A 20946-nucleotide genomic window follows, 5' to 3' on the forward strand; every position below is an offset into this window, starting at 1 on the left:
GAGAATATGATGATCATCCTATTTTAGTAAAGGAAATCCATGCGCCGGCTCCGACCTTTCCCCCTCGCGCTATGTTTGTTGCCCCTGGCCCTGACGGCATGTGGGGATTCTTCCACCGCACAAGATCCGCGTACCCAGGCGCCCGTTGTCAGGTCGGCGGCCGTGCAGCTCGCCAATGAGGCTTCACGCTCCTTCACCGGTGTCGTGGCCGCGCGCGTTCAAGGCGACTTGGGTTTTCGCGTCTCGGGCAAGGTGCTTGAGCGTCTGGTTGACACCGGTCAGACGGTCAAGCGCGGTCAGCCACTGATGCGTCTTGACCCGATCGACCTCGGGCTTCAGGCGCGAGCACAGCAAGAGGCGGTCACCGCCGCTCGCGCCCGGGCCAAACAGACAGCCGATGACGAGGCGCGCAATCGTGACCTCGTCGCCGCCGGCGCGATCTCGGCATCGGCCTACGACCAGATCAAGGCCGCTGCCGACACCGCCAGGGCACAACTCAGCGCCGCCGTCGCGCAAGCCGATGTGGCGCGTAACGCTTCCGGTTATGCGGTTCTGGTGGCGGACGCTGACGGCGTGGTGGTGGAAACCCTCGCCGAGCCTGGGCAAGTCGTCAGCCCGGGGCAACCGGTGGTTCGACTGGCGCGCGCGGGCCAGCGTGAAGCCGTCGTCCATCTGCCAGAGACGCTACGTCCTGCGCCAGGCTCCACCGCCCAAGCAAAACTGTATGGCGACACAGCGGGGGCCGTGACCGCAAAACTGCGCCTGCTTTCCGACTCGGCCGACCGCACGACACGCACTTTCGAGGCGCGTTATGTGCTCGAAGGCAAATTGGCCAATGCACCGATTGGCTCGACGGTCACCGTTGAGATTGCACAAGGCTCCGCGCCAAAACCGGCATTGCAGGTGCCCATCGCTGCCGTCTACAACCCCGGCAAAGGCCCCGGCGTGTGGACAATCGCCGGGACACCCGCAAAAGTCACCTGGCGTCCAGTCGAGGTGTTGGGCTTGAGCGATGATGCGGCCCGCATCGCTGGCGAGCTCAACGTTGGCGAACACATTGTTGCGCTGGGTGCCCATCTGCTACGCGAAGGCGAGGAAGTGCGCGTGCTTACGCGTGACGACGCTCAGATGGCCGGGGGTCGTCCATGAGCGAGGGCCGGTTCAACCTCTCTGCCATTGCTGTTCGCCAACGGGCGATTACGGTGTTCCTGATTTTTTTGATTGCCGTTGCAGGTGTTTTGGCGTTCTTCAAATTGGGGCGCGCGGAGGATCCGCCGTTTACGGTCAAGCAACTGACGGTCATCACCGCGTGGCCCGGAGCGACTGCGCAGGAGATGCAGGACCAGGTCGCCGAACCCCTTGAAAAACGTCTTCAGGAACTCAAGTGGTACGACCGCTCGGAAACCTACACCCGTCCGGGACTGGCGTTCACCATGCTCTCGTTGCTCGACAGCACACCGCCTGCGCAGGTGCAGGAAGAGTTTTATCAGGCGCGTAAAAAACTCGACGATGAAGCGATCAAGCTGCCAGCGGGCGTCATCGGGCCGATGGTCAACGATGAATTTTCCGACGTGACGTTCGCGCTGTTCGCCTTGAAAGCCAAGGGCGAGCCGCAGCGAAGGCTGGTGAGGGATGCGGAGACGTTACGCCAGCGCCTGTTGCACGTGCCAGGGGTGAAAAAGGTCAACATCATCGGCGAGCAAGCCGAACGGATATTCGTCTCGTTTTCCCATGACCGACTGGCGACGCTGGGCTTGTCGCCGCAGGACATCTTCGCCGCACTGAATAGTCAGAACGTGCTGACGCCCGCTGGATCGGTCGAAACCAAGGGACCGGAAGTTTTTCTGCGGGTCGACGGTGCATTCGACACGTTGCAGAAAATCCGTGACACGCCGGTCGCTGCGCAAGGGCGGACACTCAAGCTCTCTGACGTGGCCACGGTCGAGCGTGGCTACGAAGACCCGGCGACCTTTCTGGTGCGCAACAACGGCGAGGAAGCTTTATTGCTCGGCGTGGTGATGCGCGAGGGCTGGAACGGTCTGGATCTGGGCAAGGCGCTGGATGCCGAGACCGCCAGGATCAATGAAGAAATGCCCTTGGGCATGACCTTGGCAAAGGTCACCGATCAGGCGGTGAATATCGACTCGGCTGTCGGCGAGTTCATGGTCAAGTTTTTTGTCGCGCTGCTGGTTGTGATGCTCGTGTGTTTCCTGAGCATGGGCTGGCGGGTTGGCGTGGTGGTCGCCGCGGCAGTGCCGTTGACGCTGGCGATCGTGTTTGTGGTGATGGCGGCCACCGGCAAGAACTTCGACCGGATTACGTTGGGCTCGCTGATTCTGGCGCTCGGGCTGCTGGTCGATGACGCCATCATCGCTATTGAAATGATGGTGGTGAAAATGGAGGAGGGCTACGACCGTATCAAGGCGTCGGCCTATGCCTGGAGCCACACGGCGGCGCCGATGCTGGCCGGCACGCTGGTGACGGCGATAGGCTTTTTGCCGAACGGTTTCGCTCAGTCAACCGCCGGCGAATACACCAGCAACATGTTCTGGATTGTCGGCATCGCGCTGATCGCTTCGTGGGTCGTCGCGGTGGCTTTCACGCCTTATCTGGGCGTGAAGCTGTTGCCAGACATCAAAAAAGTCGAAGGCGGGCATGCGGCGATCTACGACACGCCGCGCTACAACCGTTTTCGCCGGATTCTGGCGTGGGTGATTACGCGCAAATGGCTGGTGGCCGGCACGGTTGTCGCGCTGTTCGTCGTGGCGATTCCAGGCATGGGGCTGGTGAAGAAACAGTTCTTCCCGACCTCCGACCGTCCCGAAGTGATGATCGAAGTACAGATGCCTTACGGAACTTCGATCGAGCAGACCAGTGCCACTGCGGCCAAAGTCGAGGCCTGGCTGCAAAAGCAGGACGAGGCCAAGATAGTCACTGCCTATATCGGGCAGGGTGCGCCGCGTTTTTTCCTGGCGATGGCACCCGAGCTGCCGGATCCATCGTTCGCAAAAATCGTTGTGCTGACTGAAAGCCAGGAGGCCCGCGAAACCCTCAAGTTTCGTTTGCGCGAAGCGGTGGCCGAAGGGCTTGCCCCGGAGGCGCGAGTTCGGGCCACGCAAATTGTCTTCGGCCCGTATTCACCCTTCCCGGTGGCGTATCGGGTGATGGGGCCTGATCCGGCGAAATTACGTAACATCGCCGAGCAGGTCAGGGGCGTGATGCAGGACAGCCCAATGATGAGAACCGTCAATACCGATTGGGGACCGCTCACGCCGACGTTGCATTTCAATCTGGATCAGGACCGTTTGCAGGCGGTGGGGCTGACTTCGAATGCGGTAGCCCAGCAGTTGCAGTTCTTGCTGACTGGCGTCCCTGTCACGGCGGTTCGTGAGGATATTCGCTCAGTGCAGGTCGTGGGCCGTGCAGCGGGCAACATCCGCCTGGACCCGGCGCAGATCGAAGGCTTCACATTAGTCGGTGCGGCGGGCCAGCGAATCCCGTTATCGCAGATCGGGCAGGTCGAGGTGCGCATGGAAGATCCGATCCTGCGCCGCCGTGATCGCACGCCCACAATCACCGTGCGTGGCGACATCGCCGAAGGCTTGCAACCGCCGGACGTCTCGGGTGTGATCATCCAGCAGTTGCAGCCGATCATTGAGGCACTGCCTTCCGGTTACCGGATTGAACAGGCGGGCGCCATTGAAGAATCCGGCAAGGCGGGCAAAGCGATTTTGCCGTTGCTGCCGATCATGATCGCCATGACGCTGCTCATCATTATCGTGCAGGTCCGTTCGATCTCGGCCATGATCATGGTCTTCCTGACCTCGCCGTTGGGCTTGATTGGTGTGGTGCCGACGTTGCTGATTTTCAACCAGCCGTTTGGCATCAATGCGCTGGTCGGGTTGATTGCGCTGTCGGGGATTTTGATGCGCAACACGCTGATCCTGATCGGTCAGATTCACCACAACGAGCAAGAAGGGCTGGAGCCGTTTCATGCCGTGGTCGAAGCGACCGTGCAACGGGCGCGCCCGGTGTTGTTGACTGCACTGGCGGCGATTCTGGCGTTCATCCCGCTGACGCATTCGGTGTTCTGGGGGACGTTGGCGTATACGCTGATCGGCGGGACGTTTGTTGGCACCATTATTACCCTGGTGTTTCTGCCGGCGATGTATGCGATCTGGTTCAAGATCCGTCCTCAGAGCGAAGGATCTAGTGAAACAGTAAAAACGCTTTAAACAGGTGGGTTGTGGTGTCTGGGCGGGCGCATTCGCGAGCAAGCTCGCTCCCACAGGTTTTCCGGTGAGACTCAGGTTCGGGGCAGCCCACAGACCCCATTGTGGGAGAGACTCAGATTCGCGGCAGCCCACAAAACCCTTGTGGGAGCGAGCCTGCTCGCGAAAGCGGTGTGTCAGCCACAGGTGAATCGCCCGACCTGACGCCTTCGCGGGCAAGCCCGCTCCCACAGGTTTTCGGGTGAGACTCAGGTTAGGGGCAGCCCACAAAACCCCGTGTAGGAGTGAGCCTGCTCGCGAAAGCGGTGTGTCAGCCACAGATGAATCGCCTGACCTGACGCCTTCGCGAGCAAGCCCGCTCCCACAGGATTTCGGGTGAGACTCAGATTCGGGGCAGCCCCACAAAGTCCCTTGTGGTGTCTGAACCACCGCGTGCGCAAACAGAAGAGCCCTGCAGATTCAAACCCTGCAGGGCTCTTTTTCTTTCAGTATCACGAATCTATACCGCGCGTTGACCCAGTGTGCGATCCGCGCCATCCGCGGCGAGCGCCTGACCCAGCGGGGTGCGATCTGTACCGTCGGCAGCCAGTGCCTGCCCTTGCGGCGTGCGGTCGGAGCCGTCTTCTGCCAAGCCGTTTTCGTCGAGACGGTTGCGACCATTTTCTGCGAGGCTCTGGCCCTGTGGCGTGCGCTCTGAACCATCGGCAGCGAGGGTCTGCTGTGGTTCGCTGACTTGGGTAAAAAAGCGATCTTCCTGATTGCTCGGTACGGCAAAGGCGCTGGCGCTCAGAGCGAAAGTGGCGACGGCGATCAGTTGGCTTACAGTTTTCATGGCGGTGACTCCGGTCAAAGTTGATTGAGGTCCGGGTCGTTCAGATCAGCATCTGGTTAACCCGTTGCAGTGGTGTGTTCTGCATGGGTTCAGATTAGGGGTGAGGACGGTGGCGAGGTTAGGCCAATACTGTCCTCGATTTGCCTGATTCTGCTTGGTTGCAAGTCTGCCTTGAGCGTACCTGCTCAGCCAACTGGCCCTATACGGGCCAGGATACCTTCCATCAGCTATCAACGGTTGACGTCGAGCACGATCTTTCCGCGAGTGTGCCCGGCCCAGTTCTGTTTTATCGCATCGACAACTTCCGTAAGCGGTACCACTTGAGCTTCAAGTCTCAGCTTGCCGGTTGAGAAGAGCGCGGCGATCTCTGCCAGTTGGCTGCCATCGGAGCGGGTAGCGAAATTTTTGCCGCTGACGCCGTGTTCGCGTGCTGTTTGTGCTGCGGGTGCGCTGACGGGTGAAACCAGAACGCCCCCGCGTTTAATCACGCTCCAGGAGCGAGTCTGAGTTTCTCCGCCGACCAGATCAATGACGGCATCGACATTCGCAACGCTGTCTTCGAATTTTACCGAGGTGTAGTCAATGACCTCGTCAGCGCCGAGCGAGCGAAGATAGTCGTGATTTTTCGCAGAGCTGGTTGCGATTACGTATGCACCGGCAAGGTGGGCGAGCTGGATGGCGAAGCTGCCAACGCCACCTGCGCCGCCGTGGATAAGGACCTTTTGGCCGGTCTGGATGGCGGCGTGTTCATGCAAGGCTTGCCAGGCTGTCAGTGCCGCAGCAGGTACGCCGCCTGCCTCTTGCAACGATAACGTTGGCGGAGTGTGAGCAAGTCGATCGGGCGTTGAAAGGACTTGGGTCGCATAACCGCCGACAATGCCGATAAAGCCGAACACCTTGTCGCCCACCGCGAAGTTTGTGACGTTGTTGCCGACCGCGGCGATTGTCCCTGCGACTTCTACGCCAGGCGTGTAAGGCAGTGGAAGGGGAATGAATTGCTGCATGGCACCGGACAGGATTTTCCAGTCGATGGGATTGACCCCACTGCCGGCAACGTTGATCAACACTTGATCCTCGTTGGGTACCAAGTCTGGAAGTTCCTTGAGTTCCAACGCTTCTGCCTGGCCGTATTGCGCTACTTGGACAGCTTTCATGTTCTCTCTCCGTTGAAGGTCAAGGCGCTTCACCATGAAGCGCCGTGGTGGGAAAGATGATGTCACTGCTCAACTTTGCTTAATAGCCGATAAGTTTCGATGATCAGGTTCGAGAAAATAGAAATATAGATCAAATAAGAGAACATCCTTCGCGCCGGCAAAAGAGGCTTTCTATCGGGTTGCAACACGCTGTTCGCCGAAGCGCTCAATCAGCCACCGCCCAGCCGGACCGGGTGGCGAGTCGGTTCGATAAATCGCGTCGAAGGTGTAGGTGCCACCTTTACAGTCGGGCATATCAAGTTCCACCAGGCGCCCTTCTGCAAGATCAGACTGAACCATGGGAACGGGCATGTTCCCCCACCCGATCCCTTCTTTGAGCAGCATGTGTTTGGCGCCCAGATCTGCCAGCCGCCAAGTGCGCGTGCTGACGACGGCAAAGTCTTTATCGCCTGTAAGCGTTGAGCGATCCGATAACACCAATTGCACAAACTCTCGGGCAGCGCCGGGCAACTTGCGGCATTCGGCTGCAAGCGGATGTCCAGGCGCGGCAACCGGTATCAACTGAACGCTGCCTACGCTGATGCGTTCAATGCCGTCGAGACTAATATCCAGCGGACCGCTGATGCCGACTCCCGCTTTCTTGTCCATAACCAGCTGAGTCACGGCCCCCAAGGCTTCCATATGCAAGTGCAGGGTGACCGTAGGGAATACTTCCCTGAAGGTTTTTAGTGCATCGACTACTCGCTCGGCAGGGAGCATCACATCGAGCGCGAGGTGAACTTCTGCTTCAAGTCCATGCAGCAAACCGGAGACTTTTGCGCGAAGCCCGTTTACGCCGTTGCTAATAGTGCGTGCTTCAGCAAGAACGGTTCGACCTGCCTCCGTCAGCTGCGGTTTGCGCGTTGTTTTTCGATCAAACAGCGAAACCCCAAGCTGCATCTCCAGATTGGAAATCGAGTAGCTCACCACCGAGGTGGCGCGATGCAGTTTTCTGGCCGCCGCGGCAAAACTGCCCACTTCCACAACCGTCAGGAATACTTTGAGTTGATCAAGCGTTGGTGTTCCGGGATCGGAGATCATTTTCGACTGTCTCGAACGTTTGAGGACTATTTATTCTGTTTTCGCAGACAGCAGCCTATACGCAGGACTGAACGCCAGATCGGTTCTAACGTTCAATCGACGTATTTGTTTGTGCAGCAAGCCATTCGCTGCGAGTGATTTCCCACACTTGCACCGGCATCAGCCCCGACACAAAGTGTCCGTCCTGTGTGCCGGTCAGGCGCATGCCTTCATCTTCGGAAATCTTGCGCGAGGCGTGGTTGGCGGCGGCCTTGGGCACCTGCATGACCGGGCGCGCCAATGTTTCGAACCAATAGGTGTTGATGACCTTGCAGGCCTCGCGCATATAGCCGTTGCCCTGAAACTGAGGGGCGAGCCATAAGCCTCGATGGTTACCCGGCTGGTCGAACAGGCTGATACTGCCGATGCAGTTCTCAGGCTCTGCGCGCGTGCGGATCATCCAGTGCCATTCTTTTCCGGCAGCCATCGCGGGCAACGCGACATCGCGGACGTAAACAAGCCCGCCATCGTCCGGATACGGCCAAGGGACACGGCTGTCCAGATAACGAACGATCTCCCATTGTGGAAACAGTCGTTGCACCGCTGCTGCGTCGCTTACTTGCAGCGGCGTCAGTATCAAGCGGCGGGTATAAAGCGTGGGAATGCAATCCATGGCCATAAATCCTTGCGAGCTGTAGCGGGCAGGGTCGGTACTTTCTCAGACGATCAGATGAGGTGTCGAGCTGTCGCTGCGAGGTGGCCCTGCGAGAGGCGGATGTCATGCACAAAAAAGGCGCCCAACCGAGGTCAGGCGCCTGTTGGCTCAGCCCAGATGATGCCGCTCTGCAAGGCGATAAACATCAGTGTCGAGCCCTTCGAAACGGGCTTTCAACTGCAACGCCAGATAAAGCGAATAGTGCCGTGACTGATGCAGGTTGCCGCCGTGGAACCACAGGTTTTGCTGCTGGGTCGGCTTCCACATATTGCGCAGTTCGCCCTCGTAAGGACCGGGGTCGTTGGTGGTGCCGGAACCCAGGCCCCAGCAGCGACCGACCTTGTCGGCGACTTCCTGGGAGATCAGTTTCGCCGCCCAGCCGTTCATTGAGCCGTAACCAGTGGCATAGACGATCAGGTCAGCCGGCAACCGACTGCCGTCGGTGAGCAACACGGCGTCTGCCTCAATACGCTCGACGCCCAGGCCGGGGGCGCTTTTGAGCTTGATCGTGCCATTGGCGATCAGTTCCGAGGCGCCGACGTCGATGTAATAACCCGAGCCACGGCGCACGTATTTCATAAACAGGCCCGATTCGTCGTCGCCAAAGTCGAGCATGAAACCAGCCCGGCTCAGGCGTTCGTAGAATGCCTTGTCGCGCTCTTTGATAGCGTCAAAGATCGGCCGATGAAACTGCGGCATGACCTTGTACGGAATCGAGGCGAACAGCAGGTCGGCCTTGTCCGTGGTCAAGCCTGACTCCAGCGCGTCTTCGGAATAGAGTCCGCCGAAGACCAGTTCCATCAAGCTGTCCGAGCGTACGATGTGCGTGCTGGAGCGTTGCACCATGGTGACTTCGGTGCCGTTTTCCACCAGGTCGGCGCAGATGTCGTGGGCCGAATTGTTCGCGCCGATGACGACCGCGCGCTTGCCTTTCCAGGCGTCGCCGCCGGGATGGCGGCTAGAGTGATGCTGCTGGCCCTTGAAGTCTTCGGCGCCCGGATATACGGGCACGTTGGGTACGCCCGACATGCCGGTGGCGAGGATCAGCTGCGTCGGTTGCAGGGTGATCCGCTCGCCATTGCGCAGCACGTCGACCATCCAGCGAGCGCTTTGTTCATCGAACCGGGCACCGAGGCATTCAGTGCGCGGCCAGTAATTGAGTTCCATGACTTTGCTGTACATCTCCAGCCAGTCGCCGATCTGGTCTTTCGGTGTGAATACCGGCCAGTGGTCGGGGAAGGGCAGGTAAGGCATGTGGTCGTACCAGACCGGATCGTGCAGGCACAGCGATTTGTAGCGACCACGCCACTGATCGCCAGGACGCTCGGCTTTGTCGATGATCAGCGTCGGTACGCCCAGGCGCTTGAGCCGTGCACCGAGGCCGAGGCCGCCCTGGCCGCCACCGACGATCAGGCAGTACGGCTGCGCGGTGAGGCCCAGCGCTGCCTCTTCATCGCGACGGCGTTCGAGCCAGTTGCGTTTGTCGGCGTGGGCTTGGCCGTGGCTGGCGCCCATCGGCCGGCGGCGCCCGCTGGGTTCTTCGAAGCCCTTGAGTTCGCGCATGGTCGTCAGCAGCGTCCAGCACAAACCGTCCTTCAGGCGCACGTAGCCTTTGCCGCGGGCCGCGTCGGTTTCCAGGCTCATCCAGCCTTCGAGCACACCGTCGGTGAGCGTGGCTTCACCTTCGAGTTTCCAGCGCTCGGGCCGGGTCTGCTCCAGGCGTGTTTCGAGCAGGTCGCGAATCGCGGATTTGCCTTCCAGCGTGACGAGGTTCCAACTGAACAGCAGCAAGTCACGCCAGTGACATTCGTCGGCGAACAACTCCAGCGTGCCGTCCACATCTCGTTGCGCGAGCCGCTCGCCGAGGCGTTCGACCCAGGCGGCGAGTTGCGCCGTTGGCGATTGCAAAGCTGTATCGATAGCGATGTTCATGGGGCCACTCCCGATCTTGTTTTTGTGGGTAAGCCCTGACACCAGAGCAAGGCTTGGGCCATCTCGTTGAAAGCCACGATGCAGACGGGCTGATGCGCTATTTGGCAAGGCCGCAAAGGGCGCCATGTCACGAATTTGGGAATGATGCATGACACTGTGTCACGCGGCGCAAAGTTCCCTCGCGGCAGGCTTTTCATCTAAGCTGCGGTCACACCCGTGTCTTCACCGAAGCGGAGTACAACAATAATGAAACCGGCCTCGATCAACGCCCATGCGCGCCAGGTGATGCAAGCCGTGCAGGGCAGTGTTGCCAGTCACAGTGCGGCGGCAGATCTGGCAATCACCCGCTCATGGCGGCGTTGCCTCGATCAATATCAGCTCGATCCTGCCAGCCCCCGCGCACCGGATGTGCTGGAACAGGCGCGCTTGCGCGAACACCGCGCGCCGCTGGAACACATCATTGCCGTGGCGCATTGGCAGATGAACAGCCTGCACCAGCAACTGGGGCGCGACGGCCATGTCGTGCTGCTCACCGATGCCCGGGGTGTGGCGATCGACAGTGTGTTCAACGAGTCCGAGCGCGCCGAATTCCAGCGCTCCGGGCTGTGGCTGGGCTCGGTCTGGAGCGAGGAGCATGAGGGCACCAACGGTGTCGGCACCTGCCTGGTCGAGCGCCAGCATGTGACCATTCGCCGTGATGAGCATTTTCGCGGCAAGCACGTTGGCCTGACCTGTTCGGCCAGCCCGATATTCGACGCAAGCGGTGAGTTGCTCGCGGTCCTCAACCTGTCTTCCGTGCGCGAGGAAAACAGCCTTGAGCAACGCTTCAAAGCCATGGCGCTGACCAACCTGTCGGCCAAGCTGATCGAGAGCTGCTATTTCCTCGGGCACGAGCCGCAGCGCTATCTGCTGCGTTTTCATCCGGACGCAGGGTTTGTCGGGCTGCTGGGTGAAGGCCTGATCAGTTTCGACGAGAGCGCGCGCATCTGTTCGGTCAACGAGGCGGCGCTGGAGCTGTTGGGCCTGGCCCGGGAGCAAATGGTCGGGCAGTCACTGACGATGCTCCTGGAAACCCCAATGGAGCAGCTCATGAGTCAGGCCAGCTTGCAGCCGAACGTCTGCTGGCCGATGCGCCTGGTCGACGGACGCCTGTTCTATGGCCAGTTGCGTGAGCCGATTCGCCCGGCGCCGCTGACCCTGGGGCCTGTCCCTAATCTTCATGACGAGCGCGTCTGCCTCGAAGACCCGCGTCTGCAACGCGGATACGCTCGGGCGCTGCGCGTGCTGGAGCGCGATGTGCCGGTGTTTCTGCAGGGCGAAACCGGCACCGGCAAAGAGGCGTTCGCGGCGGCGCTGCACCGCGCCAGTTCCAGAGCTGGCCAGCCGTTCGTTGCGATCAACTGCGCGGCCATTCCCGAGACGCTGATCGAAAGCGAGCTGTTCGGCTACCGCGGTGGTAGTTTCACCGGTGCACGCAAGGACGGCATGGTCGGCAAACTGGAGCAGGCCCACGGCGGCATTCTGTTCCTCGATGAAATCGGTGATATGCCACTCGCACTGCAGACGCGCCTGCTGCGCGTGCTCGAGGAGCGTCAGGTGGTGCCGCTGGGCAGTGCCACTGCGCGTGCGCTCGACGTCCGTCTGATCAGTGCCAGCCACCAGAATTTGCAGGCCTGCGTGGCCGAGGGGCGCTTGCGCGAAGACCTGTTTTATCGCATCGCCGGTTTCACCGTTGAGCTGCCGCCATTGCGTGAGCGCTCCGACAAGGGCCGTCTGCTCGACCTGTTGCTGCGTGAAGAAGCAGCAGGCGCCAAGGTGCGACTGGAGGCGGGTGTCAGGGCGCGTTTGCTGGCCCAGCCCTGGCCGGGCAACGTCCGGCAGCTGCGCACGTGTTTGCGCACCCTGGTGGCGCTGGCGGTGGAGGGGCGCGTCACGCTGCACGACCTGGAAGAGCTGTTGCCGGCGCCCGCGAACGCCGAGCCAGCCGAAGACCCGCTGGGCATCAGCGAACGGCAGACGTTGTTGCGCTTGATGGAGGCGCAACACTGGCATGTCGCCCGCGTTGCCGCGCGCCTGGGCATCAGTCGCAATACCCTCTATCGCAAACTGCGACAGCACGGGATTTCGCGACCGGAATGAAGGTGCTGGGCGAACGCGCATTGACCCAGGAACCTCGCCGCTGATCTTCCAGTAGCCAACCGAACTGCCGAGAGCCGATATCCAGCGCCGCCCCCTTCAGGAAAATGCCGCTGCCACGAACGCCTCTAGCGTCTTGTGTTCAAGGATTTCGATCGAGAAGTGCCCGAAGCGCTTGGGCAACCAGATAATGCGTGTGCCGGACGGAGATTGCAGATCTGCGCGGGCCAGTGGCTTGCCGTTTTCGTCTTCTGGCTGAACACCGGCGGCGATCAGTTCGTCGTAGGCTTTCTCGATGTCCGGCGTCGAGTAGCAATGGCGATAAATCATCCCTTCGCCCGAGGCGTCCAACAGGGTCTTCAGATTGCCCGCCAACGGCTGTACCAACATGAAACGCTCCTCACCGATCAGCGCAATGGCGTAGCGCACGTGCAGAACGCCTCGCTCCCAAACGAGGGTTTTCGAGATCCTGGCATTCAGTATCTGTGCGTAGTAAGCACAGGCTTCTTCCAAGTCATTAACCAGTACGTCCACGTGACTGAACTTCAGATCCATTGCAGTTTTCCCTGTTGAGCGGTCGCCATGTTATACCCGCCACGCGCAGAAATAGGTGGGTTCCCTGAGGCGACAGCCCGGGTGCGGATTATTTTGAACGAATCCGTGGCGTCGGGCTTCGAATCTGCATGGCCGGTGTGTTCCAGCTGGCCACAAGAGAAGGACGCAGGACTATCAATGAGGTGGATATGAACGAGCCAGTGCTGCAAACGCAAAATCAGTCCCCTGAATCGGTCAACCGCAACGATCCGGCCATCGACCCGCACGCACCCGGGCAAAATACCCCGGCGCCCGCTGAAAAAGGCCAGGCGGACAGTGCGTCCAGCGAGGTGGATCAGAAGCAGCACCACAGCGATAACAGCAACGAATTCAGCCCCGGCTTCAAGCCCGAACCGGAGCGGCCCGCACCGGGTGAGGATACGGATGCCGATATCGATACCGACGGCGGTTGATCGACACGCAACGCAAAAAGGCCGCATCGAAGGATGCGGCCTTTTTAGTGCCCGTCGGTTACTTGCTCGGATGTTTAGCTTGCAGTTCTTTGGCGTGACTGAGGTGTTTTTCCAGCGCCGGCAGCATTTTCTGCGCAAACGCTTTCAGTTCCGTGGCGCCTTTGGCCTTGTCATCGGTCACGGTATTGGCTTGTTCCTTGAACAGCTTGATGGTTTCTTCGTGGGCCATGACCTGGTTGTTGGCGTAGGCCGCATCGAACGATTCGTCGCGCATGTCGAGAATCTTGGCCTTGGCCTGCTTGGTCAACGTGGTGGTGTCCGGCACTTCGATGTCGTTGGCCTTGGCAATCGCCGCCAGCTCATCGTTGGCCTTGCCGTGATCGGTGATCATCTGGTTGGCGAACGCCTTGATGTCGGCCGACTGGCTTTTTTCCAGAGCCAGGCGACTGGTCTCGATTTCGGCGATGCCGCTGGCGGCAGCGTTGTCGACAAAGTCGTTGGAAGTGGCAGCAAAGGCCGAGCCCATGCCAGCACTCAGTGCAACAGCCAGAGCGAGATGACGCAAATTGAATCCGTCCATTGGGTATCTCCACGCAGGTTTTTGTGAGCGGTATCCAATGGAGCGAGCGCAAGCGGCAAAGGTTTTATCGCATTTGCGACAGGGCGACGAACGGACACCGCTGGTCTGACAGGGAGTCGACAGATGCGTCCGACCAAGGCCATGCTGGTAAAGAACCAGCGCATCGGTCGCGTTGGTTATCGATCAACCGATGGAGGTGTTTCATGCCGGTTTCACATGATCTGTATCAGGACCTGGGCTGCAAAAAGGAAGAGATCGAGCAAAAACGCTCCAAGGATCCGAAACTGGATTCGTTGCTCAACAAGTATTTTGACGCAGATAAAAGAGTGGTCGAGGCCGAGGATGCGCAATCGCTCGGCGATGACGCGTTGAAAGAACTCAAAGAGAAGCGCGTGATCGTCAAGAACGATATCGTCGCCCGGTTGGCCGGTCAGCCTCTGAGCGGCGAGTAAACGCCTGACCCGTGGCGGCCATGTGAGGGAACGGCGACAGCAAACGGCACCTCCAATGTGCAGAGTCTGTACATCATGGACTCGTTGCGAGGTGCCTCATGAATGATCCCAGGTTTCCCAGCGAAGAGCAGGGCGGTTTCGACCCGATTCCCACCCGGCCCGAACCGAACAGCCCGGCGCATACCACCACCCAACCCGAAGAGCCTGTCGAGGAACTCCCACCGGACGATGATCCCGACAAGTTTGATAGGTCCAGTAACTGACAGACCGCTATCGCGAGCAGGCTCACTCCCACAAGGAAATGCATTCTCCCTGTGGGAGCGAGCCTGTTCGCGAAGGCGTCAGTTCGTTCTGTACAAAGCCCTCACTTTAACGCCGCGTCCAGCGCCAACCGCCCCATGTGTGTCGCCTTCAGCGAACCGAAATACAACCACTGCCCATACTCGCGCACCGTGGTGATCGGCGAGTAATTTCCGCTGCTGGCGTCCTGCAGATTGGCAATCACCTTGCCGTCCACATCCAGCCCCAGCACAAACCCGCGCTTCTCCACCGGTTTTGGCAGCACCGTGAGCGCCCGGACAATCATCTTGCGCACAAACGGGTGCCCGGCGGTGCCGTCGAGCAGGGCGTTGCGTGGCGCATACAAGGCCACCCAGAACCGGTCGCTGCCATTGAACGAAAGATTGTCCGGCAGTCCCGGCAGATTCTCGATGAACAAGTCGTGCGTGCCGGCATTGGGACCCTTCAGCCAGTAGCGGCTGATGCGGTAAGCCCCGGTTTCATTGACCAGCACGTAGGCCTCGTCCGGGCCGAGGGTCACGCCGTTGGCGAACTCCAGTTTGTCCAGCAACAGGCTGGTCTTACCGGTCTGAAAGTCGTAGCGCAGCAGGCGTCCGTCACCGCCATGCTCGATGATCGCCTCACCGTCATGGCCATAGCCCCAGCGACTCGAGGCATCGCTGAAGTAGGCGTAATGCCCAGACTTGTCGATTGCCACATCATCGGTAAAACCGAACGCCAAGCCATTGGCTTCGGTGGTCAAGGCAATCACCCGTCCCTGGGCGTCGAGGGACAGCAAGCCCTTGACCGCGTCGGCAATCACCAGCAAACCGCTGGGATGGCGGGCCAGCCCCAGAGGCCTGCCGCCAGTGTCGGCCAGCACCTTGCGCTGGCTGCCATCGAGGCTACTGCGGATCAGCCGGCCGTCACGCAGGCCAGTGATCAGATAGTCGTCCTCCAGCAACAACGCCTCGGGGCCATCGATGTCGCTCGGCCCGATTTTCGCCACACCTTTGAGGCGCTGGTTCTCGGCGTAAAGCCCGGCTGTCAGCGAAGGCGCCGGTGGCGGTGTCCAGGCCACCGGTTCGACGCGGGTGGGCATCAACAATAAAAATCCGCCGACCAGAATGAGCAGCAACCACAGCCCATGACGTAGTCTCACGCGCTGGCCCTCGCCGACGCGATGTCCTGCGCGGCCCTGTCGCGCAACGCCAGCAGCGAGGCGGCAGACTCACGTTCGATGCGCCGTTTGAGCAGCAGGCGATTGGCGATGCGCATGATGAGACCGTCAAAGCGATATTCCAGCGTGCGCACAAAACGCGTGCCGTCACCTTCAGCCGAACACTCGTAAGTCAGCCGCAACGACAGCCCCTGATCACCTTGCGCAAGCGCACACCAGCGTCGGCCCGGCAAATATTCCGTGACTTCCCAGCGCAAATGCCCGGCACGTCCGCCGGCATGGATGTCCTCTTCAAAACGCGCGCCGGCATGCAGCGGACCCTGCGGGCCGTCGATCTTCAACGACGACGGATGCCACTGCGGCCAACGGCTGGCGCTGGCGGCATAGGCGAGTACGGCAACGGGTTCGCCAGTGATATCGATCGAGTGCTGCAGGCGGGTCATGGGCATTGTCGAAGCGCTCAAAGGGGCGGGTTCCGGCTCCCGGTAAAGGGTGCCGAACAGGGTGTCCATCAACGGCAGGACAATATTGAAGTTGCGCACCTGCATGCACTCGCGGCGGTGGTGCAGTGCGTGCAGATGGCGCATCAGGCGGATCCACGGCAAGCGCGCGAGCGGATGGCCCGCTGGCAGGTGTTCACAGGCGTGAAACACCTCGTAGGTCAGATAGCCGAGCACCATGCAGCCGCCGAACAGCCCGGCAACGTTGGCGTCGATCTGTGCGAGCAACCACCACAGCGGCAGGGTGATGAGCAATGTATGCAGCACGATAAGCCACGCCGGAAACAGGATCACCCGCCAGTCACGGGCGCTGTCGTAGGTCATGTGGCCGGGGGTGAAAAAGCTGTGATGATCGCCGGCATGCCGGGCATAGAACATCCTGGCAAAGGGCTTTTTATGGTGGCCGAGATGACGATGAACCATGTACACGCCGAAATTGAACAACAGCAACGTCAGCGGGACGGTCAGCCATTGCTGCCAACTGACCTGTTGCACGGTACTCCAGAAAGCGCCGATGGCCAGCACGCCGAACAGCAGCACAAAAGCACCGTGCAGCCACGGGTTATACAGCGGATGAATGGCCGCCCGGTAACGGCTGCGGAATGCCTCGGTGGTTTGCCTCACTGCGCTCACCTGCGGGTATTGTTGTTATACCGGGCAGATTAGCCGATCCATGGCCGCGTGCCGGGCCAACCTTGAGGCCACATGCGCCATGCACTGGAGTGAAGCCGCCGTCTCAGCTCAACGGGTTCCAGCGCTGCGACCAGTCGTCATCGGTGCGAATCACTTCGCGCAGCAGATCGAACGCGTGTTGCAGGGTCGTCGAGTCGCGATCGCGGGAGTACACGAGATAGGTCGGATAGCCGAACTCCGGCGCCTTGGTCACGATCTCCAGCGCACCGTTTTCCAGATAAGTGCGCACCACACGGGTACGAAAGTAGCCGCTGCCGCCGTGTTCGAGGATGTATTGCAGGGCCAGCGGGCCGAGGTTGAAACTCAGCGCAGCCTTGGCTTTTTCTGGCAGGGCGGCATCGTGCTGACGGCGGAAATCCGGGCCCCAATCGATGTAGACATAGGGATCGGGCCGCTCGGGTGCGCGCACCAGAATCAGTTTTTCCTCCAGCACCTGCTCGACCTGCAGGCCCGGCCAGTACTCCGGCTGATAGACCAGCGCGGCATCGAGCACGCCCAGCTCCAGTTGGCGCAGCAGGTTTTCGCCGTCGCGGATTTCCATGCGCAGGGCATGGCTGGGAATGTGCTCGCGCAGTTCGGCGGCCCAACTGAGCATCAGCGGATTGCACAGGCTGACCTCGCCGCCGATGTGCAGCACGTTGTGATAGCCCTCCGGCAGCGGCAGATCGCGGCGCGCAGCCTCCCAGGTCTGCACCAGTTGATTGGCGTAGACCACGAAGGCTTCGCCGTTGGGCGTCAGCCTGGCCCCGGCGCGGTTACGCACGAACAGCGTGCTGCCCAACTGGCTTTCAAGTTTCTGCACCCGGGCGGTGATCGCCGTTTGCGTGACGAACAGCTTCTGCGCCGCCGCGGCGAGGCTGCCGTGACGAACGATTTCCAGAAAAGTGCGGGCGAGATCGATGTCCATGGGCGGGCCGGTGTTGGAGAGTGGGCGCATTGTAAGTGCCCACGGCAGCCCCGTCATCGTTCAATCCCCGAGCAGACTCACGCCTGCACGGGATACTCGGTCACTTCCACTTCACCCGGCTGCGCCCATGCTTCGACCAACCGCGCCGGTGTGCCGCAAGCTTTGCGCTTGTACACGAAGTGGCGGCACTTTTCGGCGAACCCGTGGCGGTTCAAGCACATGTCCTGCTGCATCTGCCGCAACTCGGCCTCGCGGCATTGGCGGATAAGCGCGTGATCAACCTGCGACTTGCGCTCACGCACCGCCGCGTACGTCGGGTCGCTCAGCACGCTGTTGGCCCGCTGCAGCAACCACAGTGCAAATTCGTCCGGGCAGCGCGGGCCGATTTCCTGAACCATGCCCAATTGCCAGGCCTCGCTGGCGCTCACCGGCAGACAGGCCTGGGTCAACTGCTCGGCCATCGCTGGGCCGACCGCACGGGGCAGGCTGTAGGTCCAGAATTCCGAGCCGTACAGACCCATGCTCTTGTAGTGCGGGTTAAGCACGATCCCGGCGCGGGCAAACACGATGTCGGCGGCCAGCGCAAGCATCACGCCACCGGCGCCGGCATTGCCCGTCACGCCGCTGACCACCAGTTGCCGGGCGCTGAGCAGCTCCTCGCAGACATCGTCGATGGCCTGAATGTTCGCCCAGGCTTCAGCGCCCGGATCCTGTGCGGCCTGAATCACATTCAGGTGCACGCCGTTGGAAAAACTGCCACGGCCACCCTTGATCAGCAGCACTTGGGTGTCGCGGGCCTTGGCCCAACGCAGCGCCGCGACCATGCGCTGGCACTGCTCGGTGCTCATGGCGCCGTTATAAAACTCGAACGTCAGCTCGCCGACGTGTCCGCACTCGCGATACCGCAGCGGTTGATAGGCTTCGGTGCTGAACGCCTGAGTGGCAAACGCCGCGTCCAGCACCGGGACATCCGCCAACTGCCCGGCCAGCACATGCCGCGCCGGTTGCTTGAAGGTTTCTTCGCCGGGTTGCGGTTTGCGCCGCAGCGAGCCGATCCACAGGCTCTGATCGCCGGTCGCCACCAGCACCGCATCGTCACGCACTGCGAGCAGTTCGCCCGGCACGCCGCTGCGCGCGTCAAGGTGCGCATCAAACAGGTAATACTGACCGCCCGCCAGGCTGGCCAGCACGCCGGGCTGTCCGTCCGCCGCGTCGATGCAGCGTTTGATAAAACGCGCGCAATCGTGCCAGCTGAAGCTGCGATCGGCCTGTTTCATGTTCGCCTGCAAACGACCGCGAACGTTCGGATCGGCATAGTCCAGTTCAACCGGCACATAGCCTTCGACGAATTTTTCTACCACTTCGCGAATGCACACCATCGCCGCGTCGCTGACCCGACCGTTGTACAGCTCGGATTTGCGCAGGCCCGCCGGCAGATTGAATTCACAGGTGGCCCACACCGGGCCGGCATCCATCTCTTCCACGGCTTGCAGAGCGGTAACGCCCCAGCGCGACAACTCGTGGGTAATCGCCCAGTCCAGCGCGCTGGCGCCACGGTCGCCGACGATGCCCGGGTGAATGATCACCACCGGCCGCTGGCGGTTACGCCACAGCGCTTGCGGCACGCGGTCCTTGAGAAACGGGCAAATCACCAGATCGGCGCCGCTGTGTTCGATCTGTTCGCATACAGCGTCTTCGTCGGTAAACACCACGACGCTGGGGGAGTGCCCGGCCTGACGCAGCTCCAGCCAGGCACGCTGGGTCAAGCCGTTGAACGCGGAGGACAGCAGAATGATATTGAGTGCTCGCATGAGGTTTCTTCCTTGAACGGAATCGGCCGCAGGCTCCCGGTGAGCCGTCCTTGGCCTTAGATGAGCGGGGAGAATAATCAGTGATTGCATGGCCACAGGTGACCGGGGTCAACGTTGTGTCAGACGAAGGCTTCAGTTCAGTCGCTGAATTTCCGTTTAAGTCCTACGCAAGCGTGACCGTTTCGATCAGATGAAGGGATATTTCTGACGACTCTTTCAGGTTGGTTGTCGGACGCTGGATCTATAGCATCAGCTCCAGACATTGAAGTCAGCGAGCGCACTGATCGCTCGGAGCCCGGACAAAGGATGGAATATGCGAATCCCACTGATTGAAAGCCATACCCCTGCTTACTCCCCACGCCATTACTGGCGCGACGATCGCGCCAGATGCCCCTCGGAGGCCGTCGCCATGCCCACCGCCAAAGTGCCCCGGCTAACGGGATTGAAGAGGCTCGAAGGCAAGCCTCTGGAGTTGTTACTGCGCGGGCAGGACACAGGCGACGACCCGATGCTCATTCTCCGTTGCACCAGCGAAGGGTTTGAACTGCTCGATGTCGTCAACATGCTCGCCACCTGCGAGCTCTATCAGCAAGGCGATCTGGTCAAGCGTATCACCGGCAAGCCTGTCAGAACGGTGCGGCGCCTGCTCAAGGAAGCCATACCGGTGCGTCTGGACACGCAGCAAAGCATCATCGCCTACCAATACGCCTCGGCTCTGGAGCTGGCCACTGAGGTGTTCGGGCGTCAGGCGAAGGCGGAGTCCTGGCTACAACAACGCTCTACCTACTTCTATGATCACGTGCCGCTCGATCTGGTTGGACATGCATTGGGATTCAGGATGGTGGAGGAGTATCTGAACCAGATCAAATACGGGGTTTATCAATGAATCCCTTGCCATGGGATGATCGTTGGTACGCCTGGCGACTGGATCGCGAGGTGTACAGCGATACCTGGAGCAGCGGCCTGGGCTCGAAACGGGACGGCGGCCGATGGAATACACCCGGACGCAGAGTCGTTTACGCGTCAGTCGATCCCTCCACGGCCATTTTGGAGGTAGCCGCCCATGGCAGTTTCGATGCGCTCGATCAGGAACCCTATGTGTTGACCTGTTTTGAAATCATCCATGAAGCCAGCGTCAGAATTGTCCAACCGGAAGACGTGCCCAATCCGCATTGGCTCAACCCGATAAGAGCGTCACCCAACCAGCGAAAGTTTGCCGACGCGCTGTTGGCTGAGCACCCATTCATACTGGTGCCCTCGGTGGCAACCAGACACTCCTGGAATCTGCTGGTGAGTTGCGACCTGGCGGAAGGTCAGTTCCGAATGGTTTCGCAAGAACGATTTGGGCTGGACACGCGGTTATTGCAAGAGGTCTGAGCGTGCTTGAGCAAGCGGAGGGCGAAGCCGACTCTTCACTTTTTCGGCTGCTTAAATGACAAATCCCGCCAGACGACGGGATTTGTTTGACCGAACGGCT

Annotated in this window: 19 protein-coding genes; 8 read left to right on the forward strand and 11 right to left on the reverse strand. The window is 60.5% G+C overall.

Going from position 1 to position 20946, the window contains the following annotated elements; translation table 11 throughout:
• Positions 1 to 39: 39 nt before the first annotated feature.
• Positions 40 to 1149: an efflux RND transporter periplasmic adaptor subunit gene (locus tag HU743_RS10665; RefSeq protein ID WP_186648566.1), complete on the forward strand. Its 1110-nt coding sequence runs from the start codon at positions 40 to 42 to the stop codon at positions 1147 to 1149.
• A complete protein-coding gene (locus tag HU743_RS10670) occupies positions 1146 to 4235 on the forward strand; it encodes an efflux RND transporter permease subunit (protein ID WP_186648568.1) in 3090 nt (1029 codons plus the stop codon). Before HU743_RS10665 ends, HU743_RS10670 begins: the two co-directional genes overlap by 4 nt.
• A gap of 496 nt (positions 4236 to 4731) precedes the next feature.
• On the opposite strand, the gene HU743_RS10675 is transcribed toward HU743_RS10670, so the two are convergent.
• The 5 genes from HU743_RS10675 to HU743_RS10695 all read right to left on the reverse strand — a co-directional run bounded on the left by HU743_RS10675 (position 4732) and on the right by HU743_RS10695 (position 9924).
• Complete coding sequence (locus HU743_RS10675) at positions 4732 to 5064, reverse strand: hypothetical protein (protein WP_186648570.1); 333 nt, start codon at positions 5062 to 5064, stop codon at positions 4732 to 4734.
• Positions 5065 to 5294: 230 nt separating this feature from the next.
• Entirely contained in the window at positions 5295 to 6218 is a 924-nt protein-coding gene (locus HU743_RS10680; RefSeq protein WP_186648572.1) for an NADP-dependent oxidoreductase, read from the reverse strand.
• 171 nt (positions 6219 to 6389) lie between these two features.
• Positions 6390 to 7298, reverse strand: a complete 909-nt coding sequence (locus HU743_RS10685; RefSeq protein WP_186546457.1) for a LysR family transcriptional regulator — start codon at positions 7296 to 7298, stop codon at positions 6390 to 6392.
• Between the two features lie 85 nt (positions 7299 to 7383).
• Positions 7384 to 7950, reverse strand: a complete 567-nt coding sequence (locus HU743_RS10690) for a GNAT family N-acetyltransferase (RefSeq protein ID WP_186648599.1) — start codon at positions 7948 to 7950, stop codon at positions 7384 to 7386.
• Positions 7951 to 8100: 150 nt separating this feature from the next.
• Positions 8101 to 9924 (reverse strand): NAD(P)/FAD-dependent oxidoreductase, encoded by a 1824-nt coding sequence (locus HU743_RS10695; protein WP_186648573.1) that lies wholly within the window; start codon positions 9922 to 9924, stop codon positions 8101 to 8103.
• A 246-nt stretch (positions 9925 to 10170) separates the two neighbouring features.
• On the opposite strand from HU743_RS10695, the gene HU743_RS10700 reads away from it, so the two are divergent.
• A complete protein-coding gene (locus tag HU743_RS10700; protein ID WP_186648575.1) occupies positions 10171 to 12063 on the forward strand; it encodes a sigma-54-dependent Fis family transcriptional regulator in 1893 nt (630 codons plus the stop codon).
• A gap of 96 nt (positions 12064 to 12159) precedes the next feature.
• On the opposite strand, the gene HU743_RS10705 is transcribed toward HU743_RS10700, so the two are convergent.
• Positions 12160 to 12615: a VOC family protein gene (locus tag HU743_RS10705; RefSeq protein WP_186648577.1), complete on the reverse strand. Its 456-nt coding sequence runs from the start codon at positions 12613 to 12615 to the stop codon at positions 12160 to 12162.
• A 188-nt stretch (positions 12616 to 12803) separates the two neighbouring features.
• Here HU743_RS10705 and HU743_RS10710 point away from each other — a divergent pair, with 188 nt between their 5' ends.
• Complete coding sequence (locus tag HU743_RS10710; protein WP_186636306.1) at positions 12804 to 13067, forward strand: hypothetical protein; 264 nt, start codon at positions 12804 to 12806, stop codon at positions 13065 to 13067.
• 58 nt (positions 13068 to 13125) lie between these two features.
• Here the strand turns inward: HU743_RS10710 and HU743_RS10715 are convergent, their stop codons facing one another.
• The gene (locus HU743_RS10715; protein WP_186546452.1) at positions 13126 to 13647 is read right to left on the reverse strand and encodes a DUF4142 domain-containing protein; all 522 of its coding nucleotides are present in this window, start codon (positions 13645 to 13647) and stop codon (positions 13126 to 13128) included.
• 203 nt (positions 13648 to 13850) lie between these two features.
• Between HU743_RS10715 and HU743_RS10720 the strand changes: the two genes are divergently transcribed.
• Both HU743_RS10720 and HU743_RS10725 read left to right on the forward strand, forming a co-directional pair.
• Positions 13851 to 14099 (forward strand): hypothetical protein, encoded by a 249-nt coding sequence (locus HU743_RS10720; protein ID WP_186648579.1) that lies wholly within the window; start codon positions 13851 to 13853, stop codon positions 14097 to 14099.
• Between the two features lie 98 nt (positions 14100 to 14197).
• Complete coding sequence (locus tag HU743_RS10725; RefSeq protein ID WP_186546450.1) at positions 14198 to 14362, forward strand: hypothetical protein; 165 nt, start codon at positions 14198 to 14200, stop codon at positions 14360 to 14362.
• Between the two features lie 101 nt (positions 14363 to 14463).
• Here HU743_RS10725 and HU743_RS10730 read toward each other — a convergent pair whose 3' ends face one another.
• From HU743_RS10730 to HU743_RS10745, 4 genes are all read right to left on the reverse strand, one after another.
• Positions 14464 to 15540, reverse strand: coding sequence for an SMP-30/gluconolactonase/LRE family protein (locus HU743_RS10730; RefSeq protein ID WP_186648581.1), 1077 nt, complete (start codon positions 15538 to 15540; stop codon positions 14464 to 14466).
• On the reverse strand, positions 15537 to 16682 hold the full coding sequence (locus tag HU743_RS10735; RefSeq protein WP_186648583.1) for an SRPBCC family protein: 1146 nt from the start codon (positions 16680 to 16682) through the stop codon (positions 15537 to 15539). Before HU743_RS10735 ends, HU743_RS10730 begins: the two co-directional genes overlap by 4 nt.
• A 112-nt stretch (positions 16683 to 16794) precedes the next feature.
• Positions 16795 to 17658 (reverse strand): LysR family transcriptional regulator, encoded by an 864-nt coding sequence (locus HU743_RS10740; protein WP_186546697.1) that lies wholly within the window; start codon positions 17656 to 17658, stop codon positions 16795 to 16797.
• A 77-nt stretch (positions 17659 to 17735) separates the two neighbouring features.
• Complete coding sequence (locus HU743_RS10745; RefSeq protein ID WP_186648585.1) at positions 17736 to 19469, reverse strand: hydrogenase maturation protein; 1734 nt, start codon at positions 19467 to 19469, stop codon at positions 17736 to 17738.
• 409 nt (positions 19470 to 19878) lie between these two features.
• Between HU743_RS10745 and HU743_RS10750 the strand changes: the two genes are divergently transcribed.
• Both HU743_RS10750 and HU743_RS10755 read left to right on the forward strand, forming a co-directional pair.
• Positions 19879 to 20355 carry an antitoxin Xre/MbcA/ParS toxin-binding domain-containing protein gene (locus tag HU743_RS10750; RefSeq protein ID WP_186648587.1) on the forward strand — a complete coding sequence of 159 codons (477 nt, stop codon included), beginning with the start codon at positions 19879 to 19881 and terminating at the stop codon, positions 20353 to 20355.
• Positions 20352 to 20846 carry an RES family NAD+ phosphorylase gene (locus HU743_RS10755; protein WP_186546445.1) on the forward strand — a complete coding sequence of 165 codons (495 nt, stop codon included), beginning with the start codon at positions 20352 to 20354 and terminating at the stop codon, positions 20844 to 20846. The genes HU743_RS10750 and HU743_RS10755 overlap by 4 nt, the downstream gene beginning before the upstream one ends.
• The last annotated feature ends 100 nt before the right edge of the window (positions 20847 to 20946 follow it).

It is taken from the genome of Pseudomonas sp. SWRI99 (genome assembly GCF_014270125.1).
Classification (GTDB): Bacteria; Pseudomonadota; Gammaproteobacteria; order Pseudomonadales; family Pseudomonadaceae; genus Aquipseudomonas; species Aquipseudomonas hamedanensis.